Below are 22292 nucleotides of genomic sequence, written 5' to 3'. Positions count from 1 at the left end.
ATCCGGAGGACGCCGACGCCTCAGACAGCGAGGCGTCAACTGATGAACTCTTGGGTGGACGTGACGTCGAAGAAGGCCCCGCCGACGATCTTGATGACCTGCTGGGCGATCTGGGCGAGGCCGAAGTTCCTGATGCCGCTGTGTCAGAGGCCGAGAAGGTACCCGCCGACGATCTTGACGACTTGCTGGGTGACCTGAGCGAACCCGCCGCCCCGGTTCTTGATCTCAACGATCTTCTGGGCGAGACGCCGGTTGAGGATGCGGACGAGGATGCAGGGCCTGCGGGCGAAGCGGAATTCGCGTTTGGCGTGTTGACGGGGGAACGGCCCGATGCCGAGAAGCTGAACCGAAAACGCTTTCGCATTGCGTTGATGGGAGATTTTTCGGGGCGTGCCGCGCGCGGACAACTTGAGACTGGCGACGCGCTTGCCGCGCGCGAAGCGATCCTGCTGGACCCGGACACAGTCGAGGACGTGATCGAGGGTTTCGCGACAGCGCTGGTGCTGCCCATCGGCAAAGAGGGTGCCGGCGTAGAGGTCAAACTGAATGGGCTGGATGATCTGCACCCGGACGAATTGTATGAAAAAGTCCCGGTCCTGACTGACTTGCAGGGGCTTCGATCACAGCTTTCAATCGGGTCCACCGCCGCAAACGCGGCGCAGCGCCTCCAGGCATGGGGAGAGGCCTATGGGACACCTGTTGCACCACCAAAAACGCGGTCGGGCGGCATCGCGGTTCCGGCCAATCTGAAACTGTCGGAGTTCCAGAAGCTGATCGGCGACACAAACGCGGAAATGACTGCGGCAACACCGGTCGAGGACATGATCGCGCAGATCGTAGGACCGCATGTGCGGGCCGTGGCCGATGCGGATAAGGTTGCAATGCAAGCGGCGGTGGATGAGGCGTTGTCGACCGCGATGCGGCTGATCCTGCATCATCCGGAGTTTCAATCGATCGAGGCGCAATGGCGGACATTGGACCTGATTGCACGCAGTATCGAGACGGATGATACGCTCGAAGTGATGCTGTATGACATATCGGCCGAGGAAATTGGCGCGGATCTGGCCGCGGCAGAGGATTTGACCCAATCCGGGATTGTCCGGCTGTTGACCGAGGCCCCGCTGGATCCGGAGAATGGGCGGGGAGGCTATTCCGCCGTCATCGGGCTCTATACCTTCGAGGAAACGCCACCGCATGCAGAATTGCTGGGGCGGATCGCGCGGGTTGCGGCGCATGTGGATGCTCCATTTCTTGCGGCGCTCTCGCAGAGCTTCATGGATACCGAGAAAGAAGAGCGCCATCCGTTGGTGGCAACCGCCTGGGACACGTTACGCGCGATGCCCGAGGCCGGGTATCTTGGCCTTGCCGCGCCCCGGTTCCTGCTGCGTCGTTCCTATGGCGCGAAATCCGAGCCGATCTATGAATTCGATTTCGAAGAATTCACGATGTCGGCGGGGCTGCGCGGGATGCTTTGGGCCAACCCGGTTGTGCTCGTGGCGATCCTGCTGGCCAAATCCTACAAGGAGAACGGCGCGCATCTGGGACTTGGTTCGGTCATGTCGCTGGGGGACAGGCCCTATCACTTTGTCACCGATCAATATGGCGATCAGGTTGCCTTGCCTTGCACCGAGCGTAACTTGACGCTCGAGAAAGTGGAAAAGGTCATGGCGCGAGGTGTGATGCCAGTGGTATCGATCAAGGGCCGCGATGAAATCCGGCTGGCCTCGTTCCAGTCGCTCGCCGGGGGCGACATCCTCGGTCCGTGGTCAGATGTGCCGCCGCCGCCACCATCGCCACCGAAACCCGCGCCGGTTGCCGCGCCCGAAGCCGCAGGCGATGTGACAGACGGGGAAAGCGATGATCTGGGGCTGGACGACCTGTTGGCCGGATTTGACGATGACGCGACACCGGATGCAGACCCGGGTGATGTCGATGCCGACCTCGCAGCCTTGCTGGAGGATTTATAGTGAAGAGTTTTGATCCTGAACCGTTCGCCATGCGCGACCGGTTTTATTCCGAAAGGAAGAATGATGCCTAGTTACAAGCCGTTTGCCGACGCTCGAAGCTGGATTTCCGGCGAGTTTTCATGGCCCGGAAAGGGCGAGGAAGGCCCAAATTTGTTCCAGGCAGTTGTCAAGGAAGGGCTGAGCAAGCTGACCGAGACCAGCGTCCTGATCCGGAGCTGGTCAGAAGATGCCGATATCAGGGGGGTCGTGGGGCGGAACATGCGGGTGCATGTAAATACCGAGGACGAAAGCGAACGTGTGTTCAGTGGTCTTTGCGTGTCGATGGAAAAGCTCGGCTACTACCAGGGGAATTGGTATTACCTCGCCGAACTGCGCCCTTGGTTCTGGCTTTTGACGCGGAGCCAGAATTGCCGCATCTATCAGGAAAAGAGCGTTCCCGACATCATTTCAGATCTGCTGTCGACTCATGGGCTGACAGATTTCGAGGACAAGCTGACTGGCACCTATGACGTCCGAACCTACTGTGTGCAGTACCGGGAAACGGACTATGCCTTCCTGTGCCGGTTGATGGAAGAGGAAGGGATATATTTCTACTTTCTGAATGATCTGGATTCCGCAGTTGTTGAAAAGATGGTGCTTTGTGATTCAATCAGCGCCCATTCCGAGGTGCCGGGCCATGCGACGATTGCCTATCATGCGCGCCAGACAGACCGGGGCGCAGAGGCCGCGCGTGAGGATCACATCGCGGAGTGGACGGAAATCGAGCGGGTGACCAGTGGTAAGGTCACGCTCAACGACTTTGACTTCAAGTTGCAGAATGCCGATCTGAAGTTCGATCACGCCATAGAGTCCGGAAGCCATTCGCACAAGAGCCACGAAATCTATGACTATCACGGTCATCACAGCTATCCGGGCGTCTTTGGCGACGACAAGAAAATTGGTGAAAAATATGCAACCGTCCGGATGGAAGCTGAGACCGTTCCATTTAACACCTTTCGCGCTGCGTCGAACGTGAGAGCCCTTGCCGCAGGTCAGACCTTTGCCATGGAGAAACACCCGGACAAGGCGGCCAATGCGAACTATCTGATCGTTTCCGCAGAACACTACGTACAGGATCAGAATTTCTTGAGCGCGGAAGAAGACAAGGACGCGAGAGAGGCGCGCAAGATTCGCAGTGACATGAAGCGCACAGGTGTCGAGCAGTTCCTGTTTGATCATCTGACCCAACCGGAACGCGAGCAGCGACGCGATCTTTCGATGCTGGATCCGGCGTTTCCGAAGGTGATGGAAAAAGACGCGTTCGCCTCGACCTTTCGGGCAATCCCCAAGACAACCCAATACCGGGCACCGATCAAGACGCCTTGGCCCAAGATATCGGGGCCGCATACCGCCACCGTCGTGGGCAAGTCGGGCGAGGAAATCTGGACCGATGAATGGGGCCGGATCAAGGTTCAGTTTCACTGGGACCGCCTTGGTGCAAAGGACGAGATGTCGTCATGCTGGGTGCGGGTCATGACCCCGTGGGCGGGCACAGGTTGGGGCATGGTTGCGTTGCCGCGCATGGGGCAGGAGGCGGTGATCGAGTTTGAAGAAGGCGATCCGGACCGGCCGATCTGTACCGGGATGATGTACAACGACTGGCAAAAGCCGGCCTATACCTATCCCGACAACCCCACCGAACTGGGCATTCGCACGCGGTCCTCGAAAGAGGGCAGTGACAAGGAATACAACGAACTGATGTTCGATGATCTGAAAGGGTCCGAGAAAATGCGTGTGCAGGCGCAGAAGGACCACCAGATGCTGATCAAGAACAAGTCGGTGGTGACCATCGGTCTGGACGAAGTGGATGCGGGCGCCAAGGACGAAGATGGCAGTCTGAGCGAAGTGATCAAGCAACATGTTACGCGCGTGGTGCAGGAGGGCGACAACAGCCTGACCATCGAAAAGGGAGACGAGGAGTACCTGATCAAGACCGGCAGCCAGAACATCGAAATCAAGACGGACAAGACGCAGAAGATCGAAGGCAAGCACACCAAGACCATAACCGGCAATGACGCCAAGACGGTCAAGACCGGCAACATGACCGTGGATGTGAAATCGGGCAAGATCACGATGACAGCCGCTCAGAAGATCGAGCTGAAGGTGGGCGGATCGTCGATTGTCATCGATCCGGTTTCAGTGACCATCAAGGCCACCATGCTCAAGTTCGAAGGCAAGGCGATGGCCGAACTGAAATCCAAGCTGACCACAGTCAAGGGGGATGGAATGCTGACCGCCAAGGGCGGCATTACCATGATCAACTAGGTGGTGTCATGAGCGATAGATTCAAAGACCTGATCAAGTTTCCGCAGGAACCTGCGGCCAAGGTGCTGTCGCAGGCCAATATCCGGCTGGATACCCTGATTGATGCGCCTGCAAGCGCCTCCGCAGACGTCGTGCTCGCGGAGTTGCAGGCCAAGGAGGAGTGGATCGACATGCTCCTGCTGTTGTCGTCCCTGTTGCCGGTCCGCGAACGGGTCTGGTGGGCCTGCCTGGCGGCGCGTGACTACATCGGTCCAAAATCGCACAAGGACCCGCCCTCGCTGGCGGCATCGGAAGTATGGGTGTTCGATCCGACCGAGGAAAACCGGGAAACTGCGCGCGCGACACTGGATCACGCCTATGTCGATGATGACACCGTAAACTGCGCGGTCGCGGTCCTCTATTGCGACGGCACATTGGGGCCCGGAGACCTGGCGGAATACCCGGCACCGGCGGGGGCATCGGAACTGGCGGCGTTTGCCATGAATGTGGTGGCCTTGGGGGAACTATCTGATAGGTTTGACGCGCATGTTCAGGTGCTTATCGACCGGGCGCTCGATATCGCACGGGGTGGGAGCGGTAAGGTCGAAATGGCCGAGACTGCCGAGGGAGACGCATAGATGGGTACGCCGCAAGCCAGAATTCTCGATCTGCACCTGTGTTTCACGCCGGCTCCGCCGCCGGCTCCGCCGTTGCCGGTTCCGGTCCCGATCCCGATTGCATCGCCCTGTGCGGTGCCGGTGCTGGTCGGCAAGATACCAGCCTCGCGGATCACCGATCTTGCCGGAATCCCGTTTCCGCATCCTGTGATCAAGGGGTCGGCTACGGTGATCATCCAGAAACTGCCGGCCGCACGGATCACCGACAATTGCGCCTGCGGTGGCCTGATCGTCAAAGGGCAGGTCAACGTGCTGGTGGGTGGGTAACGCTCTGCTATGCCTGTTACCTTGAAATTCCAGTCATCCGGGACAGTGCCGGGCAACGCCCAGCCCGTGCAGATGCGAGGCGGCAGCCTGACGGTGGGGCGCGGCGAGGCCAACGATCTCGTCCTGCCCGATCCCGATCGGCTACTGTCCAAAAACCATTGCGTGATCGAGGATCATAATGGCAACGTGGTGATCGTTGATCTGTCGACCAACGGGACCTACCTGAATTACAGCAAGATACCCCTTGGCAGGGTGTCGACGCCTCTGAACAGCGGTGATGTTCTGGCACTCGGAACCTACGAACTCGTCGTCGACATCACCTCGGATCTGGCCGACGTCGATAGCGGGCCTGCCGATCCGCTGGCGCAGGGTCCTGCGTCACATGGCGATGCATCCAAGGCGCCGGATCCGCTTGCCTTGCTGGACGATGCGGGGCCGGGGGGCGACTTCCTCGACGACCTGTTGGGCGCCGAAGCCGGCCCGACCGGGCCGTCACAGATCAATCCGGTGGATCCGATCGACGAGTTGCTTCCGCCGCTGGGCGAGGACGACGAGGATCCGTTCTTTCGCAAACCGGATGATGGGCGGCAGGGCGAGGGCGCGAGCGCGCCCAGCCACAGCGCCTCGGCACAGGACAGCTTTACCCCGCAATCCTCGGGTGGTGGCGGGTTGATCCCGGATGATTGGGATGATCTCTTGGACGGGGGCCCGCCAGATGCCGCGCCGGATCCGCAACCGGAACCCGAGCAACCAAAAACCGTGGTTCCCACGCCCGCTGCTGCCAAGCCCGCGCCAAAGCCTGCCGTGCCCGCGTCAGAGGCGCCGACGTCGCCGGTGGATCCGGATGCGCCGGTCGATACTGATGCCGCGCGCGCCTTCTTGCGGGCAGTCGGTGTCGAAGAGGTCAGGATCGATGACGCGGATATGGTCAACACCATGGCGCGGATGGGCCGTGTGATGAAGACGCTGGTCACCGGCCTGCGCGAAATCCTGATGACGCGCACGTCAATCAAGGGCGAATTCCGCATCGAGCAGACGATGATCAGCGCGGGTGGCAACAATCCCCTCAAATTCTCGATCAGCCCGGAACAGGCGGTCGAAGCCATCGTCAAACCCGGCGCGCGCGGATATCTGAGTGCCGAATCTGCGGTGGAAGAGGCACTCACCGATATCAAGGCGCACGAGATTGCAATGGTGACTGGCATGGAGGCCGCGCTGAAGGGCGTGCTGCTTCGGCTGGATCCGCAGGAACTGGCGGGCAAGATCGAAACCAGTGGCGGGCTGGGCAGCCTGCTCAAGGGCAAGAAGGCACGCTACTGGGAAGTGTACGAAAAGCTCTATGCCGACATATCCGATCAGGCGGAAAACGATTTCCATGACCTGTTCAGCCGTGAATTCGCGCGGGCCTACAAGGAACAACTGGACAAGCTGAAATAGCGTCCGAACAGAAGGAGAAGCCAGTGTCCTGGGACAGCAAGGTGCTTTGGACCGAGGGGTTGTTCTTGCAGCCTCATCATTTCCAGCAGTCAGACCGCTATGCCGAAGCCTTGGTGACCGGGCTGGCCCGTCGCCTGCGCCCTTATGCCTGGGGTGTCAGTGCGCTGGAGATCGATGACGAGGTGTTGAAGGTCGGGCAATTCGCATTGAAATCCTGTGCCGGGCTGACTCAGGACGGGACCGTGTTTCGCGTCCCCATGGCCGAAGACCATCCGCCCGCGTTGGAAGTGCCCGAAACGATCAAGGATTGCGTTGTCTATCTGACGGTGCCGCAACGGCGACAGGGAGCCGCCGAGGTCGATCTGAGCGGCGCCGAAATGTCGGCAAGCCGTCTGCGCCCCGGCGAGATCGAAGTCACTGATTCAATGGGCCAGCAGAAAAAGCCCGTGATGCTGGGTATCGGCAAGATGCGCCTGCAATTCGCGCTCGCGGTGGATGATCTGGCGGATCGGTTGGCAATCCCGGTGGCGCGGATCATCGAGGTGCGCCCGGACAAGGAAATCATTCTGGATCAGGCGTTCATTCCGAGCTGCGTCGATGTGCGGGCGGCACAGCCGCTGGACGGTTTCACGCGCGAGCTTGAAGGTTTGCTGTCGCATCGGATGCAGGCGCTGGCCGGGCGACTCTCAGAAGGCAGTGGCGCGCGCGGCGTGGCCGAAGTGTCCGATTTCCTGCTGCTGGCGGTCATCAACAGAACGATCCCGGTCATGCGCCACCTGTCGCGGATCGAGAACCTGCACCCCGAGGACCTGTATCGGGTCTGCGCCGGGCTGGCGGGCGAGTTGTCGGTGTTCATGACGTCGGAGAAGCGGCCACCAGAACTGCCGCCTTATCGCCATGACGATCTGACCGGCAGTTTTGCCCCGGTCATCCGCTTGTTGCGGCAATACCTGAGCTCGGTGCTGGAGCAGACCGCGATTCCGATCAAGCTGGAAGAGCGGAAGTATGGTATAAGCGTGGGGGTCATTGCCGACCGCAAGCTGTTGGGAAATGCCGGGTTCGTGTTGGCGGTGGATGCGGATATTCCCGCCGAGGACGTGCGCCGCCATTTTGCGGGGCAGGCCAAGATCGGACCAGTCGAGGAAATCCGGCAACTGGTCAACTCGGCGCTGCCGGGGATCACCTTGCGCCCTATGCCAGTGGCGCCACGCCAGATCCCCTATCATGCGGGGGTGGTGTATTTCGAAATGGACGCGGCCAGCCCGTACTGGGGCAAGATGACGACGTCTGGCGGGATCGCGGTCCATGTGTCCGGCCAGTATCCGGGTTTGAAAATGGAGCTTTGGGCGATCCGGAACGGTTGATGAAATGGTATGAATGATGGCTGACAACGACCCGTTTGCAGAACCCGATGACACCGACAAGACGGTGATCAAGCCCAATCCGGGTGGTCGGCGCAATCCGGCTCCGCCAGCCGCCGCGCAACCGGCGGCCGAGGCTCCGGTCGATGCGTTCGGCGTTCCGACCTCGGCAAAGCCTGCACCCGCGCCCAAGGCGTCCGGGCTACCTGATCCTGGTCCAACCCTGACCGGGATGAACCAGCTTGTCGCCTGTGCAAGTACGTTGTTTTCGCTGATCAGCCGCATCCGCAACCGTGCACAACATATGGACCCGGACAAACTCCGCCAGAGCGTCGTTGCCGAAGTTCGGGCGTTCGAGAACCGCGCATTGCAGGCTGGCATATCGGCCCAGACTGTCAAGGTCGCGCGCTATGCGCTCTGTGCGACACTGGACGATGTGGTGCTGAATACGCCTTGGGGCGGGCAATCAAGCTGGGGTCTGCAATCGATGGTGGGAACCTTCCATCGCGAAACCGTGGGTGGCGACCGGTTCTATGATCTTCTGGCACGGCTCGAGAAGGAGCCAGGGCAGAATATCGACCTGCTGGAATTCATCTACATGTGCATGTCACTGGGATTTGAAGGTCGCCTGCGCATCGAACAGGGCGGGCCGGAAAAGCACCTGCAGATACGCGGAGCGCTGGCGCGCATCATCCGGGCGCAGCGTGGACCGCTCGAACGGGATCTGTCACCGCATTGGGAAGGTGTCGAGAAGCCGTTCAAGCCCCGGTCCCTGTGGCGGTTGGTCTGGATTGCGATTGCGGTAACCGCCGGATTCTTGACCTTGCAGTTTGCCGGGCTGTCCTATGCGCTTTCGACCTCGACAGAGCGTGTGGTCGGGCAGCTTTCGGTGATCGACAGTGGCCCCTTGGCAGAATTGCAGCGCCGCGCGCCACCGCCACCACCGCAGCCCACGGCAGCGACGGCCGAGGAACAGCTGAAGAAAGTCGAAGGCTTCCTGCAGCCAGAGATCGACGATGGAATCGTCGAAGTCTTCCAGAAAGGCAACACGTTGATTGTGCGGATCAAGGGCTCCGGCATGTTCGGCTCTGGCTCAGACAGGCTGTCGCAAAACTTCCGCGCGCCCGTGGATCGCGTGGCCAAGGCGCTGAATGACGAACCGGGTCCGGTGATCATCGCCGGACATTCCGACAACGTGCCGATCCGGTCCTCAAGGTTCCCATCCAACATGGCGCTATCGCTGGCCCGGGCGAAATCGGTGATGGAACGCATGTCCAATGCACTTGATGATCCTGCAAGACTGTCTGCCGAAGGGCGCGCTGACAAGGAACCTATCGCCGACAACGGCACCCGCGAGGGGCGTGCCCGCAATCGCCGGATCGAAGTCTTGCTGGTGCGGGAGGACGGAACATGATCCGCAAAGTGTTTAGAATCTTGTTCGGGACGATCTATTCGATTCTGACCCTCGTGGCGATCATCCTATCTCTCTGTACCTGGTATTTCGCGCCCTATCTGGGATGGGGCGAGTGGTATCCGTTTGACAGCTTGACGAGCAGGATCGCCACCATTGCCGGCATCTGGGTGTTCTTCCTCTTGCTTATGGGTTTCATCTTCTGGCGGCGCTGGCGCAAGGCGCGGGCGATGACAGAAGACATTGCCGAAACGGTGGAAACCAATGACGACGAGGTGATGAACGAAGAGTTGAGTGCGCTGAAAAGCAAGTTCAAGACCGCGATCACCGAACTGCGAAAATCCAAGAATGGTCGCCGCCATCTGAGCGAATTGCCGTGGTATATCATGATCGGCCCGCCCGGAGCGGGCAAGACCACCGCCATCGTGAATTCGGGTTTGCAGTTTCCATTGGCGGACAAGACCGGCAAGGCGGCCGTCGGCGGCGTCGGCGGCACGCGGAACTGTGATTGGTGGTTTACCAATCAGGCCGTACTGATCGACACGGCAGGGCGGTATACCACGCAGGAGAGCGACAAGGATGCCGACAACGCCGGCTGGTTGGGGTTTCTTGATCTGCTGAGACGGCATCGCAAACGTCAGCCTATCAACGGAGCGATGATCGCCATCAGTCTCAGTGACCTGTCCCTGCAGGATGAGGTCACACAGAAAAGCCATGCGCTGGCTGTTCGGCGGCGGTTGAACGAATTGCGCGAACGGCTGGGGGTGCGGTTTCCGGTCTATGTTCTGTTCACAAAGGCCGACCTGATCGCCGGATTCAGCGAATTCCACGATAATCTGGGCAAGGAAGACCGCGAGCAGGTCTGGGGGCTCACCCTGCCGCTGGATCAGAGCCGCGGAGATGCCTCGCCCATGGGGGCGTTTGACGATGAATTCGCACTGCTTTTAGGACAAATCAATGCCCAGTCGCTGGAGCGGATGCAGGCGGAAACCGATCACCAGAGACGTGCGCTCATCGCCGGTTTCCCGAGCCAGGTGGCCTCGATGCGGCGGGTTGCGCGCGAGTTCCTGAACGAGGTGTTCCAGGACAACCGCTTTGAAAAGCGGCACATGTTGCGCGGCATCTATTTTACATCCGGCACCCAGGAAGGCACTCCGATCGACCGCCTGATGCTGAACATGGCGCAGACATTCGGCATCGGACGTCAGGCCATCGGCACCGGTCATGGCACCGGTCGCTCTTTCTTTCTGACCCGGCTGTTCGAACAGGTGGTGTTCACAGAGGCCGGGCTGGTGTCTTCCGATGACAAGGTCGAACGGCGTTATCGCTGGACCCGCGCGGCGGCGATTGCGGCGACGGTTCTGGTGGCCTTGACCACCGGAACTCTTTGGGTGCGCAGCTATCTGGGCAACGCCGAGATTCTTGCGCAGGCCGAGACGCATGTGCAGGCCTACCAGGCTGCTGCGGCCACGTTGCCTCCAAGCCCCGTGGGCGATACCGATCTACCGCCAGTTGTGGCGGCGCTCAACATTCTGCGCGACATGCCCGGAAATCCGGTCCTGTCTGATCCGGAACCGGAACGGCGGGTGACCTATGGCCTTTATCAGGGCGAGGTGGTCGGCACACAGGCGGCACAAACCTATCGCGCGGCATTGAACCAACGCTTTCTCCCACGTCTGCTGTTGCGGCTGGAAGAGCAGATGGCCGCCAACATGAACAACACCGAACTGTTGTACGAGGCGCTCAAGATCTACCTGATGCTGGGTCTGCAGGGACCGATGAATGGCGATCTGATCAAGGAATGGATGCAGATCGATTGGTCACTCTCCTATTCGGGACCGGCACGCGAACCGTTGCGCAGCGATCTGACCGACCATCTGGACGCGCTGCTGTCGCAGCCAATGGAAGAGATTGCGCTGAATGGCCCGCTGGTCGAGCAGGTGCAGGGCCTGCTCCTGGAAATGCCACTGTCGCAGCGTGTCTATAACGGTATCATCAACAGCCCACAGGCGACGAGTTTGCCGCAATGGCGCATCACCGAGGCAGGCGGCCCTGCAGTTCAGCGGGTACTTGTGCGATCGTCGGGCAAACCACTCAGCGACGGTGTCGAGGGGATTTTCACCTATGACGGATTCAACAATGTCTTTTTGAATGAGGCCGTCGATGTTGCCGCCCGCGTGGCGCGGGAAAGCTGGGTTTTGGGGCCGCGCGGGGAGGCGGAACAGACCGAGGCGGCGTTGATCGCGCTCAGCCGCGACGTTCTGAACCTTTACTACAACGATTATGTCGCGCGCTATGATGCGATACTCGGGGATATCGACATCATTCCGATGGAGAGCCTGTCACATGCGGTCGAGGTCACCAATGTGCTGTCCGGTCCGACCTCTCCCATCGTCAATATCCTGACCGAGATATCGAACGAGACCCGATTGACCGAAGATCGCTCGGTGGTGGACACCAGTGAGCTGAAAGCGGGCGCAAGTGCGGCTGCGGCCATCGAAACCCGTACCTCGCTGAGTGCGCAGGCGCAAATCATGCTAAGTGCCCTGTCGCGCGCAGCGGCGGCCAATACCGGCGAACCTGTCAGGCCACCCGGCGCCTATGTCGAAGATCGGTTCGCATGGCTGCATCAATTGGTCGACCGGCCCGAAGGGCAACCTTCGCAGTTGGACGCACTGATGGGCTCGCTGACAAATGTGTATCAGGAACTGAACAAGATGTCGTTCAGCGGCGTCAGCAACAGTTCCGAAGGCGGTGCCGCGATTCAGCAGTTTCAGCAGGCTGCCAGCCGCATTGACGGCCCGGTACAGCGTTGGGCCTCGCAAATCACCACCGGCTCGTCTGGCATTGCGGCGGACGGCACGCGCGCGTCTATCAACGCCAGTTGGCAGGCCAGCGTGCTGCCGTTCTGCCAACAGGCGTTGAACAACCGTTACCCCTTCAACCGCCGGGCGGGTGCGGATGTGGCGATGCAGGATTTTGCCAAACTGTTCGCACCGCAGGGTCTGATCGACTCCTTCTTTAGCGAGAATCTCGTCAGATTTGTCGATACCCGCACGCGGCCCTGGTCGTGGAAGCGGGTCAATGATGTTGATCTCGGAATATCGCAGTCGGTTCTGGAACAAATGCAATACGCCGCTGAAATCCGCGATGCCTTCTTCGCTGCCGGGCCAACGCCCGCAGTGCAGTTTCAGATCACGCCCGAGGCACTGGATCCCAAGGCCAAATCGGTATCGCTTGAAATCGATGGTCAGAAGGTCGAGTTTGCCCATCGCGGCGGCCAGCCAAACCCGGTTGCCGTGACATGGCCGGGCTCGGTCGGGTTGGCGCGGGTGACGTTTCAGCCGGCAAAGAAGAACATCGAAAGCACCCTTTCGCGGGACGGCCCGTGGGGATGGTTCCGGTTGCTTGATGCGGCCGAAGTCCGCCGCACCAACGTGTCGGACCGCAAGCGTGTGATATTCAACGTGGGTGGGCGTATCGCGATCTTCCAGCTGCAGTCAGGATCGGTCATCAATCCGTTTGCGTTGCCGGCGTTGGCCAAGTTCAACTGTCCAAAGTCGATGTGATGACGGAGGGGTTTGGCGCTTTCGGCAAGATACCGGCAGTCGGCGATTTCTTCCGGCTGATGCCGCCAGCGGGGTTCGTATCGGTGTGGGATGAGTGGGTACAACGCACCATTCTGGCCGCGCAGACAACCCTCGGTTCGGGGTGGGATGATCACTATATGTCGGCACCGATCTGGCGGTTCAGCCTGTCTGCCGGATTGGCAGGGCCGCACAGGATTATCGGCGTGTTCATGCCGTCCGTGGATCGTGTCGGGCGGCGGTTTCCGCTGACGCTGATGACGGCGGTGGTGACATCGCGATCAACTGCATCTGACCACTTTCGCGCGGGCGCGATATTTGAAAGACTGGAGGCGCTTGCACTGGACGCATTGGAAGACGACATGAGCCGCGAAAAGCTGGAACAGAGGCTGACGGAGATTCCGCTGCTTGCATCACCGACAGCACCTCTATTGCGCAAGTCAGGCCATAGCCTGGTGATGGAGCAAGACGATGTCCTGCCCGATCTTGCCGCAGAATACATTGGAAATGGGTGGACGCGCCCGAGTTTGTGGAGTGCAATGGTCGGCGATGCGCAGCGCCTCATGGTCTGTGATGGGCTGCCCGAGGGGCTGGAGGCGCAGGGACTCTTTCATCTCGACGCACCGATCTGGCGGACTGGGCAGGCAGCATGAGCGAAATCCGCTACAACGCCAAGAGCCATGTTGGTCATAAACGCAAGATCAACGAAGATGCGGTTCTGGCGCTGCCGGAGCAGAATATCTGGGTGGTTTCGGACGGGATGGGCGGACACGACGCCGGGGACTATGCCAGTCGCCTGATCGCCGACAGGATCGCGATGATCCCGGCAGGACTAGAACCTACAGAACGGATGCATGCCCTGCGCGAAGCGATCAATGAATCGCACCTGTTGATCCTCAAGGAGGCCGAGGCGCGCGGTCGTGGTATCATCGGGGCCACGGTGGCGGCCTTGATGGTCGCTAACGGTCATTTTGTCGGCCTCTGGGCCGGGGATAGCCGTATCTATCGGTTGCGGGACGGGCAGATCGAGATGCTGACCACCGATCATTCTGCCGTCGCGGAACTGGTTCTGTCGGGTCAGATGACGTGGGATGAAGCAGAGCAGCACCCACAATCAAACGCGATTACGCGCGCCGTTGGCGTGGGCGATGCGCTCGACCTTGACAAGATCCGGGGCGAGGTTCTGCACGGAGACAGGTTCCTGATCTGCTCTGACGGCCTGACTAAATACGCCACGTTCGAGACGCTGCGGGCCGTCTTGGGGCGCGAGCCGCTGGAGACCGTTTCCGGCAGGTTGATCGAGATTGCACTGAACGGTGGCGGCGCAGATAACATCACGGTGATCGTGCTGGACGTCCTCTGACGATTCAGGGTGCGGCGGTCGTCAGGATGCGGCTATCGAGCGACAGAATGCTGGCCTGATTGGTTTCCACATGATCCTTCAGTGCCGTTGCATATCCGCTCGCGGATTCCGAAGTCGGGCGCAAGCCACCGAATAGTGGCTCTTCCGAGTGCAGGACAATCACCTTGCTCTTGCCCAGTGAAGAATCGTCGACGGTGAAACCGATGCGATTGTTCCTGGCCGCTTCGTCAACGCTATAGGCAACCCGCACGTCGACAGGTCCTGATTGTCCATCGCGCAGCTTTGCGACCGCGTTTTCCTGCCGGTTCAGGTTTGGCAGGAGGTGATACACATTGCCGGACACATCCAGTATCGACACCGTCAGGTATCCGTCGACGACATCGGCAGGAAGCGTGATATCGATGATCGGATTTTCGCCCACAAAGAAGCGACCCGAAGGATTGTGTTCGTTCCGGTCCCCAACGATAAAGTCGACACCAATGCCGCCGGGGGGTGCATTCGGTAAATTGCTTTCGATGAGGCAGAGCGTGGGGTTCAGAACCTCGACATCCACCACCACCTTGCGTTCGCCTGCAATCGTGCTCAGTTCATCGAACAACCCGATGCGAGTGGCCGTGTCTGCGACCTTGCCTGCGACGATGATGTCGCTTTGTGGCCCATAGCCGACAGGCGTGACGCCCGGTGTCGCGAGCGGACCGCAATCCGCGAGGTGATCAAGCACGGCTTCGACCTCGCTGGCAGCGAGGAATACGGGGATCAGGTCGATTGCGGCACTGCCCTGCAGGGCACCGGGCAGACCATCCGCAAAGGTCTTGATCAGGTGGGCATGCAGGTCGGCATCCGAGGTTTCGCCGGTGACCTGTGCGGCATTGCCGTCAAGGGCCAACCGCCATTCTTCGAGGTTGCGCAGTTCCGAGAGGGTGGCCATCACATCGGTCCCCCAACTGTCTGCGATCGCGCCCGTGGCCATGGTCAGGTCCGCGGTGCCGGACAGGTCGGTCATCAGATTGCTCATGGCCGCGCGTGTTTGCTCGGAGGGGACATGGCCAATCGCGTGTGGTGCGCCATTGGCAGGCTTGTCAACGGTGAGTTGATAGGGATCTGCGACGGGATAGCTGGGGCCCACCAACCCGTCAAACAGCCCGCCGAAATACCCGCCGACACCGCCGAGGATCAGCGCAAGCACCAGAATGAGGCCGACACGCCCGCCAAGCGACTTGCGAGGCGGTGCGCCTGCCGGTGCGGACGCGGGTGCGCTTTGTGGCAGGTTTTCGGGTGCGGGTTTTGCTTTGGGGGTCGGAGTGCGCGGAAGCGGGAAAATCACCGTCGCGTCCGGGTCCGTTTCGCCTTCGTGTTCGCGCAGATAGGCAAGAACCTCTGCCGCCGACTGAAACCGCGCATCCGGTTCCGGCGCGGCCATCCGGTCAATGAGCGTCTTGAGCGGTTCGGGGACGTCGGCCGTATCAAGTCGCTCGCCCTTTCTCTTGACGACCTCCATGGGGTTATTGCCGACATCCGGCGATTTTCCGCGAAAGTTCGCCAACAACATGGCCCCAAGCGAATAGATATCCGAGCGCGCATCGGTTTGACCGCTCAATTGTTCAGGTGCGGCATAGGCATACTTGCCGGCGAATTCGTTTCCGACAATGGTCTGCGCACCGGGGTTGGTGTCCTTGGCGATCCCGAAATCAATGATCACCGCCTCGGCCGGGTCACCGCCGCGCAGGATAATGTTGTCGGGGCTGAGGTCGCGATGGACGATATTTCGCTTGTGCGCGGCCTCGAGCCCTTCAGACACGCGGCGGCACACGGTCAGCAGATCATCCGCCGGCATCGGCCCTTCGCGCAGCTTTCGATCGAGTCCCGGTCCCTCGACATAGTCCATGACCAGATAGACTAGCCCATCCTGCGTGCGATGGTTTTCGGAATAGCGAACAACGGCGTCGTGGCGGATCTCGCGGATTTCTTCTTCGCGGGTCAGCAGGACAAGATAGTCGTCGTTGGCGGAAAACTCGGCTTTCAGCACCTTCAGCGCGGCAAGCCGCCCCGAGATTTCACTGCGCGCCTTATAGACTTCGGACGTGCCGCCACGACCCAGGACCGCCTCTATCCGGTAGGTGTTGTTCAGGACATCGCCGGGTTGAAACGTATCCGTGGGGCGCGAGTCGATCATGTCTCAGCCCCTTGCTGCGTGCCGTCCGGCAAGAACCGTCAGCGGTCTTAACCCAATGCCTGAAACTCGACCCGCCGGTTAACGTCGGCCCTTGGGTTCGCAGCATCGTAGGGGGCACTTTCGCCCATGCCGATTGCTTCGATACGGTTTTCCGCAAGTCCGCAATCATCCACCAGATGGCGCTTGACCTCTTGCGCCCGCAAGAGCGACAGGCGTTCATTATAGGCTGCGGTGCCCGAACTGTCGGTGTGGCCGACGATCTGGTAAACCGATACGTCCACGGATTTCATGACCTGACACAGGGTTACGAGCTTTGGCTTCTGATCGTCGCGGAGTGCGGCGCTATCAAAATCAAATGCAATCTGAACATTGACCTGATCATCGCGATCGACTGCAGAATATTCCTTGGCCGCAGCCGGTGCGACCGTGGTGGCCTCGACGGAATCGCTTTGCTGCGCGGAGGGTACGATCACAAGGCCACGCGTCTTCTGTTTCTTGAAGGCGTCTGCGATTTCTTCGGCACTCATCTCGCCAGAGGATTGGGCGAAAGTTGCGTTGGGAAGTGCAAAACCAACGCCAAGGGCAAGTGTAACGGCAAAAACTTTTGAAAAACAAACCATCTTGCGTCCTTTGCTGGGTGTAATTCGATACTGAACAAAGACTACACCACACGATGCCCTGCCACAACGGTTTTACCGTCGCCTGGGGCGGAGTAAACCGGCCTTTTCTTCTTGGGTTTGAGAAAAAAAGCCCTTTACTCGCCGCGGTCAAGCGGGCTGAATTGGCAGGAACCAATGAGGACGTGATGCGATATCTCCCGGCGATCATCATTGCTGTCGCACTGGTCGTGGCGCCAGTCATCTTTGTCGGGCTCAGTTATCTGTTGTCCGAAGAGGATTTTCAGGGCTCCGCGGTGGATTCCGGTGCGCGGATCGAGATCGAGATGCTCCGCCAGCAGGTCGAGGACCTGCAGAGCCGGATGAAGGCTCAGGAAGGCGAAATCGCAGGTCTGGCTGCGGGTATCGGACGGCAGAGCACCTTGGTGCCAAATGCGGATGCCGAAGACGCGATACTGCGCGGCACCGGGCCGAATGACATCATCGACGCCTATGCGCAGGTGGTTCTGATCGCCGACCGGCTGAACGTGAATCGGGGGTTGGAGGTTGCAGGGTCGCGCTATCTTCAGGAAAAGCTGGGCCGCCCGCGTGAAACACTGAACGATGACTGCCAGCCGATGACCAATCAATCGCTGAAGAGCAAGCTGGTGCTGGAGAATGTGGGCCCGATCCGGGTGCAGATGTTGAAGCCTGCGGCAGAGTCCCTGCGCCGTGTCTTCGAGAATGTGCGCCGTGCGGATCCGGACCTCTATGCGCGCATCAACACGTCCGGATCACTGTGCGTGCGCCGTATCCGCGGGACGCAGAGCAGCCTCTCGACCCATAGCTATGGGCTGGCTCTGGATCTGAACATCGATGGGCATCTGGACAACTTTACCGACGGCAAGACCCAGCTGGGCCTGACAATCCTCGCCGATTTCTTTCACGAAGAAGGCTGGGTCTGGGGCGCGGGCTTCCGGCGCGAGGACAGTATGCACTTCGAAATCAGCCGTCGCCAGCTGGACGAATGGCTGTCACAGGGAATGCTCTGAATTCCAAGGTAACTTCGCCATCGATCTGTGGCCTGTTCTTGGACTCCGGCGCGTTGTCCCTGCTCTCTTCCTTATGTGGCGCGTTGCTGCAATAGTGTTCGTGTCACGCGGAAAAGAAGGCCCGAAGCGATAGGGGCCCTCGTCAATGAGAAGCACTTGCCGGCACCTGTCTGCCGGCATTCATCCAATCCATCTGAATTGAGGTTGTCATGACCGACTACTCGCCGTTATCTCTGAACGTCCCCAAGCCAGAATGCAGACCCGGAGACACTCCCGATTTCTCCAGGGTTGATATTCCCGCCGCAGGCACAGTGCGCAGGCCGGACGTGGATGCGCGTGCCGAGGACATGCGCGATCTGGCGTTTACCATCATTCGTGTACTTGACGATGATGGCGAGGCCGTGGGTGAATGGGCTTGCGCGCTGAGCGATGAAGACCTCGCGCGCGGTCTGCGGGACATGATGACATTGCGCATCTACGACACCCGCATGATGCTGGCGCAGCGCCAGGGCAAGACGTCGTTTTACATGCAGCATCTTGGTGAAGAGGCGATCAGTTGCGCATTCCAGAAGGCTTTGCAGAAAGGCGACATGAACTTTCCGACCTACCGTCAGGCGGGACTGTTGATTGCATCCGGCTATCCCATGGAAACCATGATGTGCCAGATCTTTTCGAACGAGGCCGATCCGCTGCATGGGCGTCAGCTCCCAGTCATGTATTCTTCCAAGGAACACGGGTTTTTTACGATCTCCGGCAATCTCGCGACCCAGTATATTCAGGCCGTCGGCTGGAGCATGGCCTCGGCGATCAAGGGCGACACAAAGATCGCGGCCTCCTGGATCGGGGATGGTTCGACCTCCGAGAGCGATTTTCACGCGGCGCTGGTGTTTGCATCGACCTACAAGGCGCCGGTTGTGCTGAATATCGTAAACAACCAGTGGGCAATTTCGACGTTCCAGGGCATTGCGCGGGGCGGCGCGCACACCTTTGCCTCGCGCGCACACGGATTCGGAATTCCGGCTCTGCGCGTGGATGGGAATGATTATCTCGCGGTCTACGCGGCAGGCAAATGGGCCGCAGAGCGGGCGCGCAGAAATCTTGGCCCGACCCTGATCGAGCACGTCACCTATCGCGCGGGTGGGCATTCGACGTCGGATGATCCAAGCGCCTACCGGCCCAAGACCGAAAACGAGGCCTGGCCGCTCGGTGATCCGATCGCACGTCTGAAGGCGCATCTGATCAAGCGCGGCGTTTGGTCGGAAGACCGTCACAAACAAGCAGAAGCCGAGATCACCGACGGTGTCATTGACTGCCAGAAACGGGCCGAAGCCATTGGCACGCTGAACTCGGGTCATGCGCCGTCGCCCCGCGACATGTTCGAGGATGTCTATGCGGAAATGCCTGAGCACCTGATAAAACAGCGCCACGAAGTGGGATACTGACATGACACAGATGACGATGATTGCGGCGATCCAGAACGCCCATGATCTTGCGATGGGCAGAGACGACGATGTTGTCGTCTTTGGCGAAGATGTCGGATATTTCGGTGGTGTGTTTCGCTGTACTGCGGGGCTTCAGGAAAAATACGGACCAGACCGGTGTTTTGATGCGCCGATCAGCGAATTGGGCATCGTGGGTGCCGGTGTCGGTATGGCGGCCTATGGGCTAAAGCCTGTCGTGGAGGTGCAGTTCGCCGACTACATGTACCCCGCTTATGACCAGATCGTCTCCGAAGCCGCGCGGATGAGATACCGGTCCGCAGGTGAGTTTACCTGTCCCATGGTGGTGCGCATGCCGTCGGGTGGCGGTATCTGGGGCGGTCAGACCCACAGCCAGAGCCCGGAAGCGTTGTTTACCCATGTTGCCGGTTTGAAAACGGTCATTCCGTCAAATCCGAAGGATGCCAAGGGCCTGTTGCTTGCTGCGATTGCGGATCCCGATCCGGTGATCTTTCTGGAACCGAAACGGCTCTACAATGGCCCGTTCGATGGCCATCATGATCGCCCCGTGCAGCCGTGGAAGAAGCACCCCCTTGGCGATGTTGATCCGGAGTATTACGAAACCCCGTTGGGCAGGGCGGCGGTTGCGCGGGCGGGCGAAGACCTGACTGTGGTGACCTATGGCACGATGGTGCATGTGGCGATTGCCTCTGCCGAGGAAGCGGGCGTCGATGCGGAAGTCATCGACCTGCGGACACTCATGCCGCTGGACACTGCAACCGTGATGGCGTCGGTGCAAAAGACCGGGCGCTGTATCGTCCTGCACGAGGCGACATTGACCTCGGGATTTGGTGCGGAACTTGCGGCACAGATTCAGGCAGAGTGCTTTTATCATCTCGAAGCGCCTGTCCTGCGGATTGCTGGATGGGACACGCCATACCCCCACGCACAGGAATGGGCCTATTTTCCGGGACCCGACCGCGTTGCAAGCAACATGAAGAAATTGATGGAGGCGTAGGAATGGGACTTTTTACCATGAAGTTGCCGGACGTCGGTGAGGGCATCGCCGAGGCCGAACTGAGCGCCTGGCATGTGGGAGTCGGCGATATCATCAAGGAAGATGACCTGCTGGCGGAAGTCATGACGGACAAGGCATCGGTCGAGATCTCCTCTGCGGTTTCGGGCAAGGTCGTCTGGATTGGCTGTGACGCGGGCGAAAAGCTCTCGATCGGTGCCGACATGATACGGATCGAGGTGGAAGGCGCCGGAAACACGACTGATGCGCAGGTGGCCGCTTCTGAGGCCCCCGCTGACACAGCCCCCACCGTTGCCGACGAAACGCCCGAGGCCGAGTCCTCCGCGCCGTCGATTGATCTGCGGGTTGCGGACGGTCATGGACTGTATGAAATCAAGGTTCCCGATGTTGGCGAAGGCATTGCCGAGGCCGAGTTGACGGGATGGATGACCACTCTCGGCGCCCAACTGCGGGAAGACGACGTGATCGCCGAGGTGATGACCGAAAAGGCTGCCGTTGAAATCCCGACCAACGTGTCTGGCAAGGTGCTTTATCTGGGCGGTGACGTCGGAGACACGCTTGCCATCGGAAGCACGCTGATCGTGATTGAAGTCGAGGGGGTCGGGAATACAAGCAAGGAAGATTTGGCCAGAAAACTGGCTGGGTCAGCGACCGCCACGGCCTCGACCCCTGCGAAAACTCACGCGCAAGCGGCGAAACCGGTTTCAAGCCCCAAGGTCGTAAAGCCAAAAGCCCCTGCGCCAATTGCCGGTCAACGTCGGGCGGAGGGTGAAAAGCCACTGGCGACCCCATCAGTGCGCAAACGTGCGCGCGAGCTTGGCGTAGATTTACGCCGTGTGCTGGGCAGCGGTCCTGCCGGGCGGATCACGCATGAGGATCTGACCCATTTCCACGAAACCGGCGGGCAATTTTCCGGTGCATTGGCAAAGCGCCCTCAGCGGACGGGCGAGACCGAAGAGAAAGTCATCGGTCTGCGCCGCAAGATCGCGGAACGCATGGCGCTGTCCAAGTCGCGGATTCCGCATATCACGATTGTCGAAGAGGTGGATGTCAGCGATCTTGAGGAGCTGCGCGCGCAGCTGAACAAGGCAAGGGCAGAAACGAAAGGCAAACTCACAGTACTGCCTTTCGTGATCCGGGCCATCGCCGACGCGGTTGCCGACCAACCCAACATGAACGCCCATTTCGAGGATGATGACAGCATTTTTCGCAAGTTCGAGGCGGTCCATATCGGCATTGCGACGCAAACGCCGGGTGGCCTGATCGTGCCGGTGGTGCGCCATGCAGAGGCGATGACTCTCTGGGAAAGCGCGGCCGAACTCGGCAGGCTCGCAGTCGCCGCGCGTGAAGGCAGTGCCACGCGCGAGGAACTGAGCGGTTCGACCATCACCATCACCTCGCTGGGGCCGCTGGGTGCCTTGGCGACAACACCGATCATCAACTACCCCGAGGTTGCGATCGTGGGCATCAACAAGATGGAGGTGCGACCGCATTGGGATGGGGCGGCCTTTGTGCCGCGCAAGAAGATGAACATCTCGTGCAGTTTTGACCACAGGGTCATTGACGGTTGGGATGCCGCAGTCTTTGTCCAGAAACTGAAAATGCTACTCGAAACACCCGCACTTTTGTTGCTGGAGGACTGA

The 22292-nt window shown here is 59.9% G+C and carries 16 protein-coding genes; 14 read left to right on the top strand and 2 right to left on the bottom strand.

Features of this window, described 5'->3' with window-relative positions; all coding sequences use genetic code 11:
* The 10 genes from QO231_RS20330 to QO231_RS20285 form a co-directional block, all read left to right on the top strand.
* Positions 1-1967 (top strand): type VI secretion system contractile sheath domain-containing protein (locus tag QO231_RS20330; protein WP_316780767.1); only part of this gene is annotated, 1967 nt, incomplete at its 5' end.
* A 63-nt stretch (positions 1968-2030) separates the two neighbouring features.
* Entirely contained in the window at positions 2031-4271 is a 2241-nt protein-coding gene (locus tag QO231_RS20325) for a type VI secretion system Vgr family protein (RefSeq protein ID WP_316780765.1), read from the top strand.
* Between the two features lie 8 nt (positions 4272-4279).
* Positions 4280-4888 carry a DUF6931 family protein gene (locus QO231_RS20320; RefSeq protein ID WP_316780762.1) on the top strand — a complete coding sequence of 203 codons (609 nt, stop codon included), beginning with the start codon at positions 4280-4282 and terminating at the stop codon, positions 4886-4888.
* Positions 4889-5194 (top strand): PAAR domain-containing protein, encoded by a 306-nt coding sequence (locus QO231_RS20315; RefSeq protein WP_316780760.1) that lies wholly within the window; start codon positions 4889-4891, stop codon positions 5192-5194.
* A gap of 9 nt (positions 5195-5203) precedes the next feature.
* Positions 5204-6631 carry a type VI secretion system-associated FHA domain protein TagH gene (gene tagH / locus QO231_RS20310; RefSeq protein ID WP_316780758.1) on the top strand — a complete coding sequence of 476 codons (1428 nt, stop codon included), beginning with the start codon at positions 5204-5206 and terminating at the stop codon, positions 6629-6631.
* Positions 6632-6654: 23 nt separating this feature from the next.
* Entirely contained in the window at positions 6655-7995 is a 1341-nt protein-coding gene (gene tssK / locus QO231_RS20305) for a type VI secretion system baseplate subunit TssK (protein ID WP_316780755.1), read from the top strand.
* Positions 7996-8011: 16 nt separating this feature from the next.
* Positions 8012-9406 carry a type IVB secretion system protein IcmH/DotU gene (gene icmH, locus QO231_RS20300; RefSeq protein ID WP_316780778.1) on the top strand — a complete coding sequence of 465 codons (1395 nt, stop codon included), beginning with the start codon at positions 8012-8014 and terminating at the stop codon, positions 9404-9406.
* A complete protein-coding gene (gene tssM / locus QO231_RS20295) occupies positions 9403-12972 on the top strand; it encodes a type VI secretion system membrane subunit TssM (protein WP_316780752.1) in 3570 nt (1189 codons plus the stop codon). The genes icmH and tssM overlap by 4 nt, the downstream gene beginning before the upstream one ends.
* A complete protein-coding gene (gene tagF, locus QO231_RS20290; protein ID WP_316780749.1) occupies positions 12972-13643 on the top strand; it encodes a type VI secretion system-associated protein TagF in 672 nt (223 codons plus the stop codon). The genes tssM and tagF overlap by 1 nt, the downstream gene beginning before the upstream one ends.
* Positions 13640-14353 (top strand): PP2C family protein-serine/threonine phosphatase, encoded by a 714-nt coding sequence (locus tag QO231_RS20285; protein ID WP_316780746.1) that lies wholly within the window; start codon positions 13640-13642, stop codon positions 14351-14353. Before tagF ends, QO231_RS20285 begins: the two co-directional genes overlap by 4 nt.
* 4 nt (positions 14354-14357) lie before the next feature.
* Here the strand turns inward: QO231_RS20285 and QO231_RS20280 are convergent, their stop codons facing one another.
* Positions 14358-16526, bottom strand: a complete 2169-nt coding sequence (locus QO231_RS20280; RefSeq protein WP_316780743.1) for a serine/threonine protein kinase — start codon at positions 16524-16526, stop codon at positions 14358-14360.
* 47 nt (positions 16527-16573) lie between these two features.
* A complete protein-coding gene (locus QO231_RS20275; RefSeq protein WP_316780740.1) occupies positions 16574-17146 on the bottom strand; it encodes an OmpA family protein in 573 nt (190 codons plus the stop codon).
* 185 nt (positions 17147-17331) lie between these two features.
* Here QO231_RS20275 and QO231_RS20270 point away from each other — a divergent pair, with 185 nt between their 5' ends.
* The 4 genes from QO231_RS20270 (at position 17332) to QO231_RS20255 (ending at position 22292) form a co-directional block, all read left to right on the top strand.
* A complete protein-coding gene (locus QO231_RS20270; protein ID WP_316780737.1) occupies positions 17332-18174 on the top strand; it encodes a M15 family metallopeptidase in 843 nt (280 codons plus the stop codon).
* A 209-nt stretch (positions 18175-18383) separates the two neighbouring features.
* Positions 18384-19616 carry a 3-methyl-2-oxobutanoate dehydrogenase (2-methylpropanoyl-transferring) subunit alpha gene (locus QO231_RS20265; protein WP_316780734.1) on the top strand — a complete coding sequence of 411 codons (1233 nt, stop codon included), beginning with the start codon at positions 18384-18386 and terminating at the stop codon, positions 19614-19616.
* Between the two features lies 1 nt (position 19617).
* On the top strand, positions 19618-20631 hold the full coding sequence (locus QO231_RS20260; protein WP_316780730.1) for an alpha-ketoacid dehydrogenase subunit beta: 1014 nt from the start codon (positions 19618-19620) through the stop codon (positions 20629-20631).
* A gap of 2 nt (positions 20632-20633) precedes the next feature.
* Positions 20634-22292 carry a 2-oxo acid dehydrogenase subunit E2 gene (locus tag QO231_RS20255; RefSeq protein ID WP_316780727.1) on the top strand — a complete coding sequence of 553 codons (1659 nt, stop codon included), beginning with the start codon at positions 20634-20636 and terminating at the stop codon, positions 22290-22292.

The sequence above is a fragment of the Sedimentitalea todarodis genome, from assembly GCF_032595355.1.
GTDB classification, from domain to species: Bacteria; Pseudomonadota; Alphaproteobacteria; order Rhodobacterales; family Rhodobacteraceae; genus Sedimentitalea; species Sedimentitalea todarodis.
This window is presented reverse-complemented; position numbering and strand designations above follow the sequence as displayed.